Source organism: Roseateles saccharophilus, assembly GCF_004342485.1.
Classification (GTDB): domain Bacteria; phylum Pseudomonadota; class Gammaproteobacteria; order Burkholderiales; family Burkholderiaceae_C; genus Pelomonas; species Pelomonas saccharophila.
Map to the genome: position 1 here is coordinate 32,112 of NZ_SMBU01000017.1, position 16,642 is coordinate 48,753.

The window sequence follows — 16,642 nt, forward strand, 5'->3', positions numbered from 1 at the left end:
CTAAGATGCCCGCATGATCAAGCTGATGGTCGGCCTGGGCAACCCGGGCCCGGAGTACGAAGACACGCGCCACAACGCCGGTTTCTGGTGGATAGACGGCCTGGCGAGGGGGCTGAAAGTCATGCTCGCGCCGGACAAGGCCTATCACGGCCTCGTCGCGCGCGTGAACCATGCGCCGGGGGCCAGCGGCCCGATCTGGCTGCTGCAGCCCATGACCTATATGAACCTCTCGGGCAAATCCGTCGCGGCGCTGGCGCGCTTCTTCAAGATCGCGCCCGACGAGATCCTCGCCATCCACGACGAGCTGGACCTGCCGGCCGGCGAGATGAAGTTCAAGAAGGGCGGCGGCAACGGCGGCCACAACGGCCTGAAGGACATGCAGGCCCAGCTCGGCAGCGGCGACTTCTGGCGGCTGCGGCTGGGCATAGGCCACCCGGGCCACAAGGCTGAGGTGGCCGGCTATGTGCTGCGCAAGCCCCCGCTGGCCGAACGCCAGGCCGTGGAGGACTGCATCGAGAAGAGTTACGCCGCCGTCGAGCTGATGCTGCGCGGCGAGATGGACAAGGCGCTAGCCAAGATTCACGCCAAACCGCCGCGCCCCAAGCCCCCCAAACCGCAGCCGCCGGCCGACACCCCGGGCTCATGAAAACGCTGCTGCTGGCCCTCGCCGCCATCACCGCCCTGCCCACCCTCGCGCAAAGCCAGGTGCGCCACGCCCAGGTCTATCGCTGCGGCCCCGACGGCCGCGACCTGCGCGATTCGCCTTGCCCGGGCGGCCCGGCCGCCAGCGGCGCCATCCGCTACGACGAGCCCAGCGCCGCCGACAGCCGCGCCGCACGCGAGCGCCACCTGGCCGACGCCAGGCAGGCCGCGGCCCTGGCCAGCGCGCGCCGCGCCAGCGAGGCCGAGGCCCGCCACCAGCGCAGCCAGGCCGTGGGCCTGCAGACGCTGCCGCCGCCGGCCCAGGCCGCCAGCGCGCCCCGGGTCGTGCATCTCAAGCCGCCCAAGCTCGCCCGGCCGCACAAGCCGAAGCCCGCGGCCAGCTCGGCCCGATAGAATCCGCGCCGTTGGTGCTCGCGCCCGGCCTCAAGCCGGCTGCAGTTCAACGGGAATCAGGAGGGCAGACCGCCACGCGGTGAGCGCCTCCAGATCAGTCCGAGCGATGCAGCGCGCCCCGATTGGGGATGAGCTGCAAGGCGCAAATCGCAGCCATAGCCTGCTATGGCGAGGATTTGCAACGCAGCAGATCGCCCCAGTCGGGGATGTGCTGCGCGCGAGGGCTGGTCTGGAGGTGCTCTGCCTAACCTGAGCTGTCCCCGCAACGGTAAGTGGACGAGGCCCTCGCGCCTCAGCGTTCTATCCACGGCCACTGGCTTCACAGCTGGGAAGGTCTTGAATGCAGTGCCACCAGCCCGGATACCGGCCAACGACGGGGTCGCCTCGCACAAGCGGGCGGCCGTTTTCAGCTGCGCTGCGGGGGTCAGGGCGGCTGAGTGAACAGTTCGCGTCAACTCCCATGTCCCGTTCCTTCCTCGCGGCCCGCCGGCCCGTGCTTTCCCTTTTCGCCCTGTCCACCCTGGCCCTGGCGGCATCCGCCCACGCCCAGAGCAACCTCGAACCGGTCGTCGTGACCGGTACCCGCGAAGCCCAGCCCCTGCGTCGCAGCGTGGCCGACATCGTGCTCGTCGACAGCGACACGCTGCGCGACAGCGGCGTCGACACCGTGGAAGAGGCGCTGCGCCGCTTCGGCGGGCTGCAGATCCTGCGCAACGGCGGCCCCGGCCAGAGCTCGGGCTATTTCCTGCGCGGCACGGGTACCAGCAGCACCCTCGTGCTGGTCGACGGCGTGCGTGTCGGCTCGGCGACGCTGGGCCAGGCCGAGTTCGAGTCGATGAGCCTGGCCCAGGTGGATCGCATCGAGGTGCTGCGCGGCCCGGCATCCAGCCTCTACGGTGCGGGCGGCGTGATCCAGATCTTCACGCGCCGCGGCCAGGGCCCGCTACAGGTCAGCGGCGCGGCTGCGGTCGGCAGCTACGGCTCGGCCGAGGGCAGCCTGGCCGTCAGCGGCTCGCAGGGCGCCTTCGACTACGCGGCGAGCGTCGCGCACGAGAGGAGCCGCGGCGTGTCGGCCATCCGGCCCAACGACCAGTTCGGCAACTACAACCCCGACAATGACGGCTTCAAGCGCTCCAGCGGCAGCGTGCGGCTGGGCTTCACGCCGATGGAAGGCCATCGGATCGGGCTGAATGCCAGCGAAAGCAAGCTCAATGCGCAGTACGACAGCGCCGAGTACCCGCCGCCGGACTACAAGCCGGACCCGTCGCCCGACTTCCGCAACCGCCTGACCACCAGGCTCGTCGCCGCCGACTATCGCGGCCGCATCTCCGACCTGTGGACGACGACGCTGCAGGCAGCGCACAACACCGACGACTCGCTCAGCGGCGGCACGGTCCTCTCGCTGGCGCGCTACAAGACCGACCGCGACCAGTTCACCTGGCAGAACGCGCTGAAGCTCGACCCGGACCAGCAGCTCATGCTCGCCTACGAGCAAATGCGCGAAGAGGTCCGGGCCGACGCGTTCGCCAGCAAGCTCAAGCGCACCAACAAGGCCGGCGTGCTGGGCTATGCCGGCCAGTTCGGCCCGGCCGCGCTGGAAGCCAGCCTGCGCCGCGACGACAACTCGGCCTATGGCGGCAACACGACGGGCAGCATCGGCGCCAGCTATGCGCTGACCTCCACGCTGAAGCTGCGCGCACTGGCCGGCAAGACCTACCGCGCCCCCACGTTCAACGACCTCTACTTCCCCGGCTACGGCGTCGCCACGGTGCGCCCCGAGAAGGGCCGCAGCGCGGAACTCGGGCTCAACTGGCTGTCAGGCAGCAGCTCGGCCAGCCTGACCGTCTACCGCAACAAGGTGCGGGACCTCATCGGCTACGACCCTGACCCCAGCCATACCGACTGCCCGTCGGGCTATTTCGGCTGCGCATCCAACGTCTCCAGGGCCACGCTGCAGGGCGCGACGCTGGCCGCGACGCATCGCCTCGGCAACCTGAGCCTGCGGGCTTCGGTCGACGTGCTGGACGCCCAGGACGACATCACGCACAAGCGCCTGAACCGCCGCGCCGCCCACCAGGAGAGCCTGTCGGCCGACTACGATGCCGGTGCCTGGAGCGCCGGCGCCTCGCTGACGGACATCGGCGCACGGCCCGACAGCGGCATCACGCTGGGCGCCTATGCGCTGCTGGACCTGCGTGCGAGCTGGCGCTTCATGCCGCAATGGCGCCTCGAGGCCAAGGTGTTGAACGCCGGCGACCACCGCGTCGAGCCGGTGCGCGACTACCAGGGCCTGGGCCGTCAGGCCTGGATTGGTCTGCGTTTCGACACCAAGGGCTTGTAATCGCCACCTCCTGAAGCCGAACCCGGATGGGCATCCAGCACGAACTCATCGTCGGCGGCCAGCGCAGCGGCAAGTCGCGCCGCGCGGAGGGCCTGGCCCTGCGCTGGCAGGCCGGGGGCGGACGGGTCGCGGTCATCGCCACCGCGCTGGCCGCCGACGACGAGATGCGTGCCCGCATCGGCCACCACCGCGCCACGCGGCCGGCGAGCTTCGACACCATCGAGGCCCCGCTGGCCCTGAGCGCGGCCCTGGCCCAGGCCGACGACGCGAACACGCTGATCGTCGTCGACTGTCTGACGCTGTGGCTGGTCAACTGGCTGATGCCGGCCAGCGGCGCACCGGACGCGCCGGGCTGGCAGGCCGAGCGCGCCGCGCTGCTGGACCTGCTGCCGCGGCTGGCCTCACCCGTCGTCTTTGTGTCCAACGAGGTCGGCTGGGGCGTGTCGCCGCTGGGCCGCGAGGTGCGCGACTATGTCGACGAACTCGGCCGGCTCAACCAGGACGTGGCACGGCGCTGCGGCCGGCTGACACTGATGGTCGCGGGCCAGGCCTGGACGCGGCCCGTAGAGGATTCCAACGATGCTTGAACGCTTCTTCTTCGCGCTGCTGCTGGCCTGCGCCCTGCCCGCACAGGCCGTCGACATCAAGGACGACCTCGGCCAGACCACGGTGCTGGCCGCGCCGCCGCAGCGCATCGTCAGCCTGCTGCCCTCGCTGACCGAGACGGTCTGCGAGCTCGGCGCCTGCGCCCGCCTCGTCGGCGTGGACCGCTACTCCAACTTCCCGGCGCAGGTGAACGCCCTGCCCAAGCTCGGCGGCATGGACGACACCAATGTCGAGCTGATCGCCTCGCTCAAGCCCGACGTCGTGCTGGTGGCCGTGTCCTCGCGCGTGGCCGAGCGGCTGCGGGCGCTGGGGCTCAAGGTCGTCGCGCTGGAGCCGCGTTCCTACAAGGATGTGCAGCGCGTGCTCGGCATCATCGGCCGCGTGCTCGCCGTGCCGGACGCGCAGCGCGTGTGGCGCCGCATCGAGGCCGGCGTGGCCGCGGCCGCCAGCAGCGTGCCGCCGGCGGCGCGCGGCATCCGCGTCTACTACGAGGTCGCCAGCGGCCTGTATGCGGCCGGCGAGTCTTCGTTCATGGGCGAGACGCTGGCGCGCCTGGGCGCCGGCAACATCATCCCGTCCGGCCTCGGCCCCTTCCCCAAGATCAACCCCGAGTTCGTCGTCAAGGCCAATCCCGGCCTCATCATGGTCGGCGATCGCGGCGCCGAGGGCCTGGCCGAGCGCCCCGGCTGGAACCGCATCGACGCCGTGCGCAACGGCCGCATCTGCGTGTTCAAGGCCGAGGACGGCGACGTGCTCTCCCGCCCCGGCCCGCGCATGGCCGAGGCGGCCCAGATCATGGCGCGCTGCCTGCGGGAAAAGGCAGCCTCGTGACGATGACCCTCCGTCCCGGCCTGCTGCTGACCCTTCTGCTGGCCATCGGCCTGCTCTGCGTGCTGGCCGGCGTGGGGGTCGGCAGCACCGGCTGGGCCGACCTGCACGACGAGGGCATGGCCGTCGTCCTGTGGGAGATCCGCCTGCCGCGCTCTCTCGGCGCCTGGTGGGCCGGTGCGCTGCTGGGCATGGCCGGCGCGATCTCGCAGGGTCTGTTCCGCAACCCGCTGGCCGACCCCTATCTGCTGGGCAGCGCCGCGGGTGCCGAACTCGCCGTCGCGATCACGCTCGCTCTGACCGGCGTATCGGCACAGAACGCGTCGCTGCTGGCCCAGGTGGGCCTGACGGGCCTGGCCTTCGTCGGCACGCTGGTGGGCGTGGGCCTCACGCTGATCCTCGCGCGCGGTGCGGAACAATCGCTGAGGCTGCTGCTGGCCGGCGTCGTCGTCGGCGTCGTGCTGAACGCGTTGACCAACCTGGTCGCCCTGTGGACGCCGGACATCCTGCGCGCCATGCAGTCCTTCCTGCTCGGCAACACCGGGCTGCTGGGGTGGAACAGCGTTGGCGTGATGGCCGCGAGCGGCGTCGTGGCCCTCGCCATCGGTCTGCTGGGCAGCCCGGCCCTGGACGCGCTGACGCTGGGCGAAGCCACCGCCACGTCGCTTGGCATGCGCCTGCCCCTCGCAAGGCTGCTTCTGATCTTCGCGTTCGCGATGGCCACAGGCGCCGCCGTCGCGCAGACCGGCGTCATCGCCTTCGTGGGTCTGGCCGCCCCCCACCTTGTTCGCACGCTGTGCCCGATGCTGCACGGCTGGCTGATCCTTCTGTCCGCCGCGGCGGGCGGTGCGCTGCTGCTGGCGGCGGATGTGCTCGCTCGTGCGCTGATCCGCCCGCAGGAACTGCCGGTCGGCCTCGTTACCGCGCTGCTGGGCGGCGCCTACCTGACCGTGCTGATGCATCGCCGGGGAGCAGTGCGGCGATGACGGTCCTGCATGCCCGCATCGAGTGCGTCCGCATCGACGGCCGCGACCTCATCCACGGCATCGACCTCGCACTGCCCCGGGGCCGCTGGACCGCCGTCGTCGGCCCCAACGGCGCCGGCAAGTCCACGCTGCTGCGCGCCATCGCCGGCCTGCAGCGCTGCGAAGGCGCGGTGACGCTGGCCGGCCGGCCGCTGCACGACTGGCCCGCGCGCGCGCGCGCCCGCCAGCTCGCCTGGATGGGCCAGCAGGAGGGCGGCGCCGACGACCTGACGGCCTGGGACGTCGTCATGCTCGGCCGCCTGCCGCACCGGCCCTGGCTGGCGCCGCCCACCGCCGCCGACCAGCGCGCCGCCGAGGCCGCGATGCGGGCCACGCAGAGCTGGGACTGGCGCGAACGCCGCCTGGGCTCGCTGTCAGGCGGCGAACGCCAGCGCGTGCTGCTGGCCCGCGCCCTGGCCGTCGACGCGCCGCTGACGCTGATGGATGAGCCCCTGACCCACCTCGACCCGCCCCACCAGGCCGAGTGGATGGCCCTGGTGCGCGCACGCGTCGCGGCCGGGCACAGCATCGTCAGCGTGCTGCACGAATTGCACCTCGCGCTGCAGGCCGACCACCTCGTGCTGATGGCCGACGGCCGCATCGCCCACAGCGGCGCGCCGGCCGACCCCGCCACGCATGAGGCGCTGCGCCGGGTGTTCGGCCCCAGCCTGCACATCGCGCAGGTCGAGGGGCGCTGGGTGGCGCTGCCGCTATGACAAGCTGCCCTGCCCTCTTCATCAGCGCGCCGTCCTCGGGCTCGGGCAAGACCAGCGTCACCGCGGCCATCGCGCGCAGCCATGCCCGCCGCGGCGAGCGCGTGCGCGTGTTCAAGACCGGGCCCGACTTCCTCGACCCCGGCATCCTCGAGCGCGCCAGCGGCCACGCGGCCTACCAGCTCGACCTCTTCATGGGCGGCTTCGAGCACTGCCGGGCGCTGCTGGCCGAGGCCTCCCGCGAGGCCGACCTCATCCTCGTCGAAGGCGTCATGGGCCTGTTCGACGGCAAGCCCAGCAGCGCCGACCTGGCCGCAGCCTTCGGCCTGCCCGTCGTCTGCGTCATCGACGCCTCGGCCATGGCCCAGACCTTCGCGGCCCTGGCCACGGGCCTGGCGCGCTTCCTGCCTGAGCTCAGGCATGCCGGCGTCATCGCCAACCGCATCGGCAGCGCCGCCCACGGCCGCATGCTGGCCGAGGGCCTGCCCGACGATCTGCCGCTGATCGCCGCGCTGCCGCGCGACGCCAGCCTCAGCCTGCCCGAACGCCATCTCGGCCTCGTGCAGGCGCTGGAGCAGCCGGCGCTGCGCACCCAGCTCGACGCCTGGGCCGATGCCTGGGAGGAGGGCCTGCGCCCGGGCTTCGCCTTCCAGCCCATCCGGTTCGACTCGCCGCAGGAGCCGCCGCCGCCGCGCCTGCTCGCCGGCCGGCGCATCGCCATCGCGCGCGACGCCGCCTTCGGCTTCATCTACCCCGCCAACCTCGACCTGCTGCGCGCGCTGGGTGCCGAGCTGGCCTTCTTCTCGCCCATCGGCCATGAGGCCCTGCCCGGCTGCGACGCGCTGTGGCTGCCCGGCGGCTACCCCGAGCTGCACGGCGACGCGCTGGCCACGCACCCGACGCTGGCCGCCGACCTCGCCGCCCACGTCGCCGCGGGCCGGCCGCTGCTGGCCGAGTGCGGCGGCATGCTGGCCCTGCTGGACGAGCTGACCGACGCCGACGGCCGCAGCCACCGCATGGCCGGCCTGCTGCCCGGCCGCGCGCGCGTGCAGCAGCGCCTGGCGGCACTGGGCCTGCAGTCCCTGAACTGGCCGGAAGGCCCGCTGCGCGGCCACAGCTTCCACTACTCCACGCTGGAGACGCCGCTCGCGCCGATCGCGCGGGCCGGCAACCCCAACGGCGGCAGCACCGCCGAGGCCCTCTACCAGCAGGGCTCGCTGCGCGCGAGCTATGTGCACCACTACTTCCCGTCCAACCCCGAGGCCGTGGCCATGTGGTTCGGCGCTGCGCGATGAACACCCACTTCGACGCCGCGGCCCAGGCCGCCCTGCACGAGATCCTGACCGCGCGGCGCGACTGCCGCCACTTCCTGCCCGGCCCGCCCCTGCCCGACGAGCAGCTCGCGCGCCTGCTCGGCGCGGCCCACCAGGCGCCCTCGGTCGGCCTGATGCAGCCCTGGCGCTTCATGCGCCTGGCGGGCCCGCGCTGGCGCGAGCGGCTGGCCCCGCTGGTGGAGGCCGAGCGCCAGGCCACGGCCGCCGCCCTCGGCCCGCGGGCCGACGAATTCCTGCGCCTCAAGGTCGAGGGCCTGCGCGACTGCGCGGAACTGCTCGCCCTCATCCTCGCGCCCGACGACGGCACCGTGTTCGGCCGCCGCACGCTGCCGCAGGAGATGGCCCTGTGCTCGGCAGGCGCCGCGGTGCAAAACCTCTGGCTGGCCGCGCGCGCCGAGAACCTGGGCCTGGGCTGGGTGTCGATGTTCGATCCGGCCGCCCTCGCGCGAACCTTGCACCTTCCGGAGGGCGCCGTGCCGCTCGGCCTGCTCTGCCTTGGCCCCGTGCCCGCCTTCTACGACCGACCCATGCTGGAGCAGGAGGGCTGGCGTCAGCGCCGCCCCCTGCAGGACCTGCTGATGGAGCCCCCCGACCATGCAGATTGAACAACCTCCCGTCAAACACGAACGCGTCGTCCCCACCGGCGAGCGACGTGGCCTCGTCCTCGTGCACACCGGCGACGGCAAGGGCAAGAGCACGGCCGCCTTCGGCCTCGCGCTGCGCGCCCACGGCCGCGGCAAGCCAGTGCTGATCTACCAGTTCATGAAGGTCCCCAGCGCCCGCTTCGGCGAGCACCGTGTCTTCGAGAAGATCGGCGTGCCCGTCATCGGCCTGGGCGACGGCTTCTCGTGGAAGAGCAAGGACCTGGAGCACAGCGCTGAGCTGGCCCGCGAGGGCTGGGCGCGCGCCGAGGCCACCCTCCGCGGCGGCGAGCATTTCCTCGTCGTGCTGGACGAGATCATGTACCCGCTGCGCTACGGCTGGATCGCGCTGGACAAGGTGCTGGCCTGCCTGCGCGAGCGCCCCGCGCATGTGCACGTCGTGCTGACCGGCCGCAACGCGCCGGCCGAGCTGATCGAGCTTGCCGACACCGTGACCGAGATGACGATGGTCAAGCACCACTACCAGGCTGGCGTGCCGGCGCAGCGAGGGATAGAGGATTGAGCGCCCTCGTCATTTGCACCACTTGCGCCGACGGCAGGGGTCAGGCCCTGCTGGAGGCCGTCGAGAACGAGGCATTGGCGCGTGACTGGCCGCTGCCCATCCGCGGCCAGGCCTGCATGGCCGCCTGCAAACAGAGCTGCACGGCGGCGCTGCAGGGGGCGGGCAAGCACAGCTATCTGTTCGGCCAGCTGGCGCCCGACGCAGCCTGCGTCGACGCGCTGCTGGCCGTGGCTGCCCAGCATGCCGAGCCGGGCGAAGGCCTGCTGGCCTGGGAGCGCCGGCCCGAGCGGCTCAAGAGCGGCCTCGTGGCCCGGTTGCCGCCGCTGCGTTGATGGCTCCCGTCTACATGAGCGCGCTGCTGCCGCTGGCGATGGCCGTGGCCCTGCTGGTGGACCGCCTCGGCGAGCCGCCCGCCTGGGCGCATCCGGTCGTCGGCATGGGGCGCTATCTGGGCCTGTTCCGGCTGACCAGGCTGCCGCCGGCCCTGGGCTTCATCGCTGGCGCGCTGGTCTGGCTCGCCGGCGCCGTCGCGGTCGTCTTCATCGCGCTGTGGCTGCAAGGCCAACTGCTGCTGGGGCTGCAGCCCTGGGCCTCGCCGCTGCGCCTGCTGGCCACGGCGGCGCTGACCGGCCTGCTGCTCAAGCCCCTGCTGGCCTGGCGCATGCTGGCCGACGAGGCCAGGGCCGTGGAAGCGGCGCTGGGCGAGTCGCTCGCCGCCGGCCGCGCCCGGCTGTCGCACCTCGTCAGCCGCGACACCGCGGCGCTGACCGAGACCGAGGTGCGCGAGGCCGCCATCGAGACGCTGGCCGAGAACCTGAACGACTCGGTCATCGCGCCACTGTTCTGGTTCGCCATGGCAGGCCTGCCCGGCGCGGCGCTCTACCGCTTTGCGAACACGGCAGACGCGATGTGGGGCTACCGCGACGAGCGCGAGTGGTGCGGCAAATGGGCTGCGCGGGCGGACGATGTGCTGTCCTGGCTGCCGGCGCGGCTGACGGCCCTGGCGCTGCTGCCGCCGTCGTTGCCTGCATTGATGCGCGAAGCCCGCTGCCCCCCGTCGCCCAACAGCGGCTGGCCGATGGCGGCGATGGCGCTGCGCCTGGGCCTGCGCCTGTCCAAGCCTGGTGTCTACGCATTGCACGCCTCGGGCCGCAGCGCCGCGGCCGGCGACCTGGCCGCCGCGCGTGGCGTCGCACGTCAGGCCGTCGCCGCCGGGCTCGCGCTGACCGCCGCGCTGGCCTGGGCCCTGAGGTCCACGACATGAACCCCATCCCCATCGAACACGGCGGCCCGGACGGCGGCCCGCCCGCCGACCACGACTTCTCGACCAATGCCAGCCCGCTCGGCCCGCCGCCCACGCTGTGGCGCGCCATGCAGGGGGCCGACCGGCAGAACTACCCCGACCCGGCCTACCGTGCGCTGCGCCGCCAGCTGGCCGGCGCGGGCGCGGGCATGGGCGATGCCGACCTCGTGCTGCCCACAGCCGGCGGCGCCGAAGGCATACGCCGGCTGACGCTGGCCGCACTGCTGGCCGGCCGCCGTGAGGCCTGGGTGCCGCAGCCGGGCTTCGGCGACTACGCCGCCGCGGCCCAGGCCCTGGGCCTCGCCGTCAAACCCTATGCCGAACCGGCCGATATCCGCCCGGCCGCGCCGGCCCTGGTCTGGATCTGCGAGCCCTGCAACCCGACCGGCGCGAGCGCCGCCGCCTGGCCCGACCTGGACGGCCACCTCGTCGCCGTCGACCGCGCCTATGCGCCGCTGCGCCTGCAGGGCGAGGAGCCCGCCCCGCCGCCCGGCGCCTGGCAGCTCGTCTGCCCCAACAAGGCCCTGGGCCTGACCGGTGTGCGTGCCGGCTACCTCGTGGCCCCCGCGGCCGACGAGGCCTGGGCCCGCGCGCTGTCGCTGGCCCCGAGCTGGGTGCTGTCGGCCGAGGGTGTCGCGCTGCTGGAGCACTGGCTCAGCGCCGAGACCCAGGCCTGGCTGGCCGACGCGCGCACGCACCTGCGCAGCTGGGCCGCATCGCAGCGTGCCCTGCTGGCCAGCCTGGACTGGCTGCAGCGCCCGAGCTGCACCAACTTCTGGCTGGCCCGCCCGCCGCGGCCCGACATCGTGCCGCGGCTGCGCGAGCGCGGCATCCGCGTGCGCGACGCGGCCAGCTTCGGGCTGGACGGCTGGGTGCGCGTGTCGACCCAGCCGCCGCGCAGCCAGGCCGCACTGCAGCAGGCGTTGATCGAAATCGAGGAAGAGGATTCATGAGCCGAGGCAAGGCGGTGATGGTGCTGGGCACGACCAGCGGCGCGGGCAAGAGCTGGCTCGCCACGGCGCTGTGCCGCTGGTATGCCCGCCAGGGGCTGAAGGTGGCGCCCTTCAAGGCCCAGAACATGAGCAACAACGCGCGCGTCGTGCCCGGCTTGAACGGCTTGATGGGCGAGATCGGCAGCGCCCAGTACTTCCAGGCCCTGGCCGCGAATCGCGTACCCGAGGTGCGCATGAACCCCGTGCTGCTCAAGCCCGAGGCCGACACGCAGAGCCAGGTCGTCGTGCTGGGCGAGGTGGACGCGCAGCTCTCCCGCCTGCCCTGGCGCGAGCGCAGCGCGCTGCTCAAGCCGCGTGCGCGCGCCGCGCTGCACGAGCTGCTGAGCGAGAACGACGTCGTCGTCATCGAGGGCGCGGGCTCGCCGGCCGAGATCAACCTCGCGCCGACCGACTACGTCAACCTTGGCACCGCGCGCGACGCCAGGGCGGCCTGCCTGCTCGTCACCGACATCGACCGCGGCGGCGCCTTCGCCCATCTCTACGGCACCCACCAGCTGATGCCCGAGGATGTGCGCGCCCGGGTCAGGGGCTTCGTGCTGAACCGCTTCCGCGGCGACGCCGGCCTGCTGTCGCCCGGCCCCGAGCTGCTGGAGCGCCTGACCGGCGTGCCCACCGTCGCGACGCTGCCGATGTGGCGCGGCCACGGCCTGCCCGAGGAGGACGGCGTGTTCGACGACGCGAGCACAGGCGGCGGAGGTGGCCTGCACATCGCCGTCATCGCCTACCCGCGCCTGTCCAACCTCGACGAGTTCCAACCACTGCGCCAGCTGCCCGGCGTGCGCCTGTCCTGGGCCCGCGAGCCGCGCGACCTCGCCGGTGCCGACTGGATCATCCTGCCCGGCTCCAAGGCCACGGCGGCCGACCTGGCCTGGCTGCGCGCCCAGCGCCTGGACGGCGCCATCAACGCCCACCGCGGCCGCGTGCTGGGCATCTGCGGCGGCCTGCAGATGCTGGGCGAGGCGCTGATCGACACGCATGGCGTGGACGGCAACGCGCCCGGCCTGGGCCTGCTGCCGCTGGTGACTGCCTTCGAGCCGGAGAAGCTGCTGCAGAACACGGCGCTGCGCTTCGACAACGCGCTGGAAAGTCCCTGGGCCGCTCTGGCCGGCGTGCAGACCCAGGGCTACGAGATCCGCCACGGCCGCACCCAGCCCCACCCGGGCCTGCCGGCGCCGCAGGTGGCCCTATGCAACGCCGCCGGCGAGGCCATAGGCTGGCAGGCCGGGCGTGTGCTCGGCGTCTACGCCCACGGCCTGTTCGAGCAGCCGGCCGTGCTGCAGGCACTGTTCGGCCAGTCCGGCCGCTCGCTGGACTCGGTGTTCGACGGGCTGGCGGACTTCATCGACCTGCATTTCCAACCGGGCAAGATCGCGGGCCTGATTGCCTGAAAGACCGCCCATGCGCCACCTGCTCGCCGCCGCCATGATCGCCCTACCCCTCGCCGCCCAGGCCTGGGGCCCCGACGGCCACCAGACCGTCGCGACCATCGCCGCCGGCCTCATCCAGGGCACGCCGGCCGAGGCGCGCGTGGCGGCCCTGCTCGGCGACATGACGCTGCAGCAGGCGTCCATCTGGGCCGACTGCGCCAAGGGCATCTCGCCCGCCCAGGGCTACGCCTACCCTGCGCCCGGCAAATACCCGGCCTGCGCGCCGCTGGAGACGCCAGCCCGCATCGCCGAGATGGCCGACTACGTGAGGCGCAACGACCGCCAATGCCATCTCGGCCCGGACGAGGCCAGTTGCCACGGCCAGACGCACTACACCGACATCGCGCTGCAGCGCAGCCGCTACCTGCCCGGCTTCAGCGGCACACGGCCCGACGACGTCGTCGGCGCGCTGCGCCAGGCCATCCAGGTGCTGCAGGGCAGGCCGACGACGGGGCAGCCCGACTTCAACAGCCCGCGCGAGGCCCTGCTCGTGCTCGTACATCTGGTGGGCGACATCCACCAGCCGCTGCATGTCGGCGCCCCCTATCTTGACGCCCGGGGCCAGCGCATTGACCCCGACAAGACCGGGCTGGACCCGGCCAGCTTCACGGTCGGCGGCAACAGCTTCCCGCTCGCGCAGACGGCATCGGCGGGGCCGCGGAATTTCCATGCCTACTGGGACGGCGTGCCCGCCGCGCTGAGGCCCCAGCATGTCGACGCCGCCTGGCTGGCCGAGGCGCGCCAAGTCGCCGCCAACCCGGGCGACCCGGCAGACTGGCCGGCCCGCTGGGCCAGCGAATCACTGAACCAGGCCGGCACGGCCTACGAAGGCCTCGCGTTCTCGGCCAGGCAGGACTCGCACTGGAGCGTCAACCTGCCGCCAGGTTACGACGCCAAAGCGGACACCATCAAGCGGCAGCAACTCACGCAGGCGGGAGCGAGGCTGGCACTGGTGCTGAAGACGGTGTTTGCGGATTGACCGCCGTGAGGCGCTGGTATTTCTGCATCAGCGTCTCGCGGCTCTCGATGTGGGCCGGGTTGATGGGGATGCAGGCGACGGGGCAGAGCATCACGCACTGGGGCTCGTCGAAATGGCCGACGCACTCGGTGCACTTGGCCGGGTCGATCTTGTAGAACTCCTCGCCCATACTGATCGCGTTGTTCGGGCAGGCGGGCTCGCAGACGTCGCAGTTGATGCATTCGTCCGTAATCATCAACGCCACGATCAACCTCCCTTCCGGCAGCGCTCGTTCAGCCGCGCCAGCACGCCGGGCGACACGAACTCGGCCACCTCGCCGCCCAGCGTCGCAATCTCGCGCACGAAGGTGCTGGACGTGTACTGGTGGTGCTCGCCGGGCGTCAGGAAGATGGTCTCGACCTCGGGCATGAGCTTGCGGTTCATGCCGGCCATCTGGAACTCGTACTCGAAGTCGCCTCCGGTGCGCAGGCCGCGCACGACGACGCGGCCCGAATGCGCACGCACGAAGTCGCGCAGCAGGCCGTCGAAGGCGATGACCTCGACATTGCCCAGTTGGGCCGCCACCTCCTGCGCCATCGCCAGCCGCTCCTCGAGCGAGAACATGGTCTTCTTGTGATGGCCGACGGCCACGGCCAGCACCAGGCGCTCGAACATACCGGCGGCGCGGCGCATCAGATCCTCGTGGCCCAGCGTGATGGGGTCGAAGGTGCCGGGGTAGATGGCCGTGATCTGCGTGCGGGAGGTCATGGGGCCGGATTTTCGCCCCTGCGCAGCAACTGGTAGTGAACAGCACCTGCTCGGCCCTGGCGCCAGGTGGCGAAACCGGCCGGTGCGGCGACCTCGTGCGGCGACTCGACGTAGATCAGTCCCCCCTCGGCCAGCAACGGCACGGCGGCGGCCAGCGCGCGGTCGAACAGATCGTCGGCGAAGGGCGGGTCGAGAAAGATGAGATCGAAGCGGTCCGCGCAGGCCGTCATCCAGTTCAGGGCGTTGGCGCGGTGGATGGTGATGGCCGTGGCCTGCAGTCGCTTCTGGCTGGCCCGCAGCCCGTCCACCAGCGCCGCCTCGCGCTCGATCATCACGACGGCTTCTGCGTCGCGCGACGCCGCCTCGAAGCCCAGCGCGCCGCTGCCCGCGAAGGCGTCCAGCACGCGCCAGCCGGTCAAGGTCTGGCCCAGCCAGTTGAAGAGCGTTTCACGGACGCGGTCGGACGTGGGGCGCAGGCCTGGAACATCGGGCACAGGGAGCTTGGAGCGCTTCCATTGCCCGCCAATGATGCGGACCTCACCCATGGCAGCTACTGGCGAACCGGGATTCCGCGCGCGGCCATCAAGGCCTTGGCTTCTCCGACCGTGTGCTCGCCGAAGTGGAAGATGCTGGCGGCCAGCACCGCGTCGGCACCGCCCTTGGTGATGCCGTCGGCCAGGTCGTCCAACGTGCCGACGCCGCCCGAGGCGATGACGGGCACGGGCACCGCGTCGCTCACCGCGCGGGTCAGTTCCAGGTCGAAGCCGGCCTTGGTGCCGTCGCGGTCCATGCTGGTCAGCAGGATCTCGCCGGCGCCGAACTCGGCCATCTGCCTGGCCCAGGCCACCGCATCGAGGCCGACGTTCTTGCGGCCGCCATGCGTGTAGACGTCCCAGCCCGAACCCCTTGGATCGTTTTCCGGCCGGCGCTTCGCATCGATGGCGACGACGATGCACTGGGCACCGTATTTGTCGCTGGCGGCGCGGATCAGCTCGGGGTCGGCCACGGCTGCGGAGTTGAAGCTGACCTTGTCGGCCCCGGCATTCAGCAGCCGCCGCACGTCGGCCACCGAGCGCACGCCGCCGCCCACGGTCAGCGGGATGAAGACCTGGCTCGCGACCGACTCGATGATGTGCAGGATCAGGTCTCGGCCGTCGCTCGTCGCGGTGATGTCGAGGAAGGTGATCTCGTCGGCGCCCTGCTCGTTGTAGCGCGCGGCGATGTCCACCGGGTCGCCCGCGTCGCGCAGGCCGACGAAGTTGACGCCCTTGACGACACGGCCGGCCGTGACGTCGAGGCAGGGAATGATGCGTTTGGCAAGCATCAGGTCTGTGCCGCCATCAGCTCATCCGCGCGCACCTGGGCGGCGGAGAAGTCGAGCGCGCCGGTGTAGATCGAGCGGCCGCAGATGACGCCCTCCACGCCGTCGCCGAACACCGCACACAGACGCTCGATGTCGGCGATGTCCGAAAGACCACCCGAGGCGATGACGGGAATGGTCAGCGCCTGGGCCAGCTTGACGGTGGCCTCGATGTTGATGCCGGTCAGCATGCCGTCGCGGCCGATGTCGGTGTAGATGACGCCTTCGACGCCGTAGTCCTGGAACTTCTGCGCCAGGTCGACGACCTCGTGGCCGGTCAGCTTGCTCCAGCCGTCGGTGGCAACCTTGCCGTCCTTGGCGTCCAGGCCCACGATGATGTGGCCGCCGAAGGCGCTGCAGGCATCCTTCAGGAAGCCGGGGTTCTTCACCGCGGCCGTGCCGATGATGACGTAGCTGAGGCCGTCGTCCAGGTAGCGCTCGATGGTGTCGAGGTCGCGGATGCCGCCACCGAGCTGGATGGGGATCTTGTCTCCCACCTCCTTGATGATGGCCTTGATGGCCGGCTCATTGACCGGCTTGCCCGCGAAGGCGCCGTTCAGGTCCACCAGGTGCAGGCGGCGCGCGCCGGCGTCTAGCCAGCGCCGCGCCATCGCGGCGGGGTCTTCGCCGAAGGTGGTGGAGTCGTTCATGTCGCCTTGCTTGAGGCGGACGCAGCGACCGTCTTTCAGGTCGATGGCAGGGATCAGCAGCATGGCCGAGGGCTGAAGGGGAAGGGAGGGGGCGAG

At 71.9% G+C, this 16,642-nt stretch carries 20 protein-coding genes and 1 riboswitch; of the genes, 15 read left to right on the plus strand and 5 right to left on the minus strand.

Annotated features, from left to right (window positions below; all coding sequences use genetic code 11):
* Positions 1–13: 13 nt before the first annotated feature.
* The 15 genes from pth (at position 14) to EV671_RS14905 (ending at position 13,789) form a co-directional block, all read left to right on the plus strand.
* Complete coding sequence (pth, locus tag EV671_RS14835) at positions 14–646, plus strand: aminoacyl-tRNA hydrolase (protein WP_132573038.1); 633 nt, start codon at positions 14–16, stop codon at positions 644–646.
* Positions 643–1,056 carry a hypothetical protein gene (locus tag EV671_RS14840; RefSeq protein ID WP_132573041.1) on the plus strand — a complete coding sequence of 138 codons (414 nt, stop codon included), beginning with the start codon at positions 643–645 and terminating at the stop codon, positions 1,054–1,056. Before pth ends, EV671_RS14840 begins: the two co-directional genes overlap by 4 nt.
* Positions 1,057–1,243: 187 nt before the next feature.
* A riboswitch (cobalamin riboswitch) is annotated at positions 1,244–1,442 on the plus strand.
* A 74-nt stretch (positions 1,443–1,516) separates the two neighbouring features.
* On the plus strand, positions 1,517–3,397 hold the full coding sequence (locus tag EV671_RS14845; protein WP_132573044.1) for a TonB-dependent receptor domain-containing protein: 1,881 nt from the start codon (positions 1,517–1,519) through the stop codon (positions 3,395–3,397).
* A 26-nt stretch (positions 3,398–3,423) separates the two neighbouring features.
* Positions 3,424–3,984, plus strand: coding sequence for a bifunctional adenosylcobinamide kinase/adenosylcobinamide-phosphate guanylyltransferase (locus EV671_RS14850; protein WP_132573047.1), 561 nt, complete (start codon positions 3,424–3,426; stop codon positions 3,982–3,984).
* Positions 3,977–4,834 carry an ABC transporter substrate-binding protein gene (locus EV671_RS14855; protein ID WP_132573049.1) on the plus strand — a complete coding sequence of 286 codons (858 nt, stop codon included), beginning with the start codon at positions 3,977–3,979 and terminating at the stop codon, positions 4,832–4,834. The genes EV671_RS14850 and EV671_RS14855 overlap by 8 nt, the downstream gene beginning before the upstream one ends.
* Positions 4,835–4,836: 2 nt before the next feature.
* Complete coding sequence (locus tag EV671_RS14860; RefSeq protein ID WP_243655739.1) at positions 4,837–5,817, plus strand: FecCD family ABC transporter permease; 981 nt, start codon at positions 4,837–4,839, stop codon at positions 5,815–5,817.
* Entirely contained in the window at positions 5,814–6,572 is a 759-nt protein-coding gene (locus EV671_RS14865; RefSeq protein ID WP_132573052.1) for an ABC transporter ATP-binding protein, read from the plus strand. Before EV671_RS14860 ends, EV671_RS14865 begins: the two co-directional genes overlap by 4 nt.
* Positions 6,569–7,864, plus strand: a complete 1,296-nt coding sequence (locus EV671_RS14870; RefSeq protein ID WP_132573055.1) for a cobyrinic acid a,c-diamide synthase CobB — start codon at positions 6,569–6,571, stop codon at positions 7,862–7,864. The genes EV671_RS14865 and EV671_RS14870 overlap by 4 nt, the downstream gene beginning before the upstream one ends.
* Positions 7,861–8,508: a 5,6-dimethylbenzimidazole synthase gene (gene bluB / locus EV671_RS14875; RefSeq protein WP_132573057.1), complete on the plus strand. Its 648-nt coding sequence runs from the start codon at positions 7,861–7,863 to the stop codon at positions 8,506–8,508. The genes EV671_RS14870 and bluB overlap by 4 nt, the downstream gene beginning before the upstream one ends.
* Complete coding sequence (gene cobO, locus EV671_RS14880; protein WP_132573060.1) at positions 8,498–9,067, plus strand: cob(I)yrinic acid a,c-diamide adenosyltransferase; 570 nt, start codon at positions 8,498–8,500, stop codon at positions 9,065–9,067. Before bluB ends, cobO begins: the two co-directional genes overlap by 11 nt.
* Entirely contained in the window at positions 9,064–9,399 is a 336-nt protein-coding gene (locus tag EV671_RS14885) for a DUF1636 family protein (protein ID WP_132573063.1), read from the plus strand. Before cobO ends, EV671_RS14885 begins: the two co-directional genes overlap by 4 nt.
* A complete protein-coding gene (gene cbiB / locus EV671_RS14890) occupies positions 9,399–10,331 on the plus strand; it encodes an adenosylcobinamide-phosphate synthase CbiB (protein WP_243655740.1) in 933 nt (310 codons plus the stop codon). Before EV671_RS14885 ends, cbiB begins: the two co-directional genes overlap by 1 nt.
* Positions 10,328–11,323, plus strand: coding sequence for an aminotransferase class I/II-fold pyridoxal phosphate-dependent enzyme (locus EV671_RS14895; protein WP_132573066.1), 996 nt, complete (start codon positions 10,328–10,330; stop codon positions 11,321–11,323). The genes cbiB and EV671_RS14895 overlap by 4 nt, the downstream gene beginning before the upstream one ends.
* Positions 11,320–12,771: a cobyric acid synthase gene (locus EV671_RS14900; RefSeq protein WP_132573069.1), complete on the plus strand. Its 1,452-nt coding sequence runs from the start codon at positions 11,320–11,322 to the stop codon at positions 12,769–12,771. Before EV671_RS14895 ends, EV671_RS14900 begins: the two co-directional genes overlap by 4 nt.
* 10 nt (positions 12,772–12,781) lie before the next feature.
* A complete protein-coding gene (locus tag EV671_RS14905; RefSeq protein ID WP_132573072.1) occupies positions 12,782–13,789 on the plus strand; it encodes a S1/P1 nuclease in 1,008 nt (335 codons plus the stop codon).
* Here the strand turns inward: EV671_RS14905 and EV671_RS14910 are convergent.
* Genes EV671_RS14910 through hisA form a run of 5 tightly spaced genes read right to left on the minus strand, consistent with a single transcriptional unit; the run spans position 13,734 to position 16,609 of the window.
* Positions 13,734–14,033: a YfhL family 4Fe-4S dicluster ferredoxin gene (locus EV671_RS14910; RefSeq protein WP_132573075.1), complete on the minus strand. Its 300-nt coding sequence runs from the start codon at positions 14,031–14,033 to the stop codon at positions 13,734–13,736. The genes EV671_RS14905 and EV671_RS14910 overlap by 56 nt on opposite strands.
* A 2-nt stretch (positions 14,034–14,035) precedes the next feature.
* Positions 14,036–14,536, minus strand: coding sequence for a pantetheine-phosphate adenylyltransferase (gene coaD / locus EV671_RS14915; RefSeq protein WP_132573078.1), 501 nt, complete (start codon positions 14,534–14,536; stop codon positions 14,036–14,038).
* Positions 14,533–15,081 (minus strand): 16S rRNA (guanine(966)-N(2))-methyltransferase RsmD, encoded by a 549-nt coding sequence (rsmD, locus tag EV671_RS14920; protein WP_132573081.1) that lies wholly within the window; start codon positions 15,079–15,081, stop codon positions 14,533–14,535. The genes coaD and rsmD overlap by 4 nt, the downstream gene beginning before the upstream one ends.
* Before the next feature lie 5 nt (positions 15,082–15,086).
* Positions 15,087–15,860, minus strand: coding sequence for an imidazole glycerol phosphate synthase subunit HisF (gene hisF / locus EV671_RS14925; protein ID WP_132573084.1), 774 nt, complete (start codon positions 15,858–15,860; stop codon positions 15,087–15,089).
* Entirely contained in the window at positions 15,860–16,609 is a 750-nt protein-coding gene (hisA, locus tag EV671_RS14930) for a 1-(5-phosphoribosyl)-5-[(5-phosphoribosylamino)methylideneamino]imidazole-4-carboxamide isomerase (RefSeq protein WP_132573086.1), read from the minus strand. Before hisA ends, hisF begins: the two co-directional genes overlap by 1 nt.
* Between the last annotated feature and the right edge of the window lie 33 nt (positions 16,610–16,642).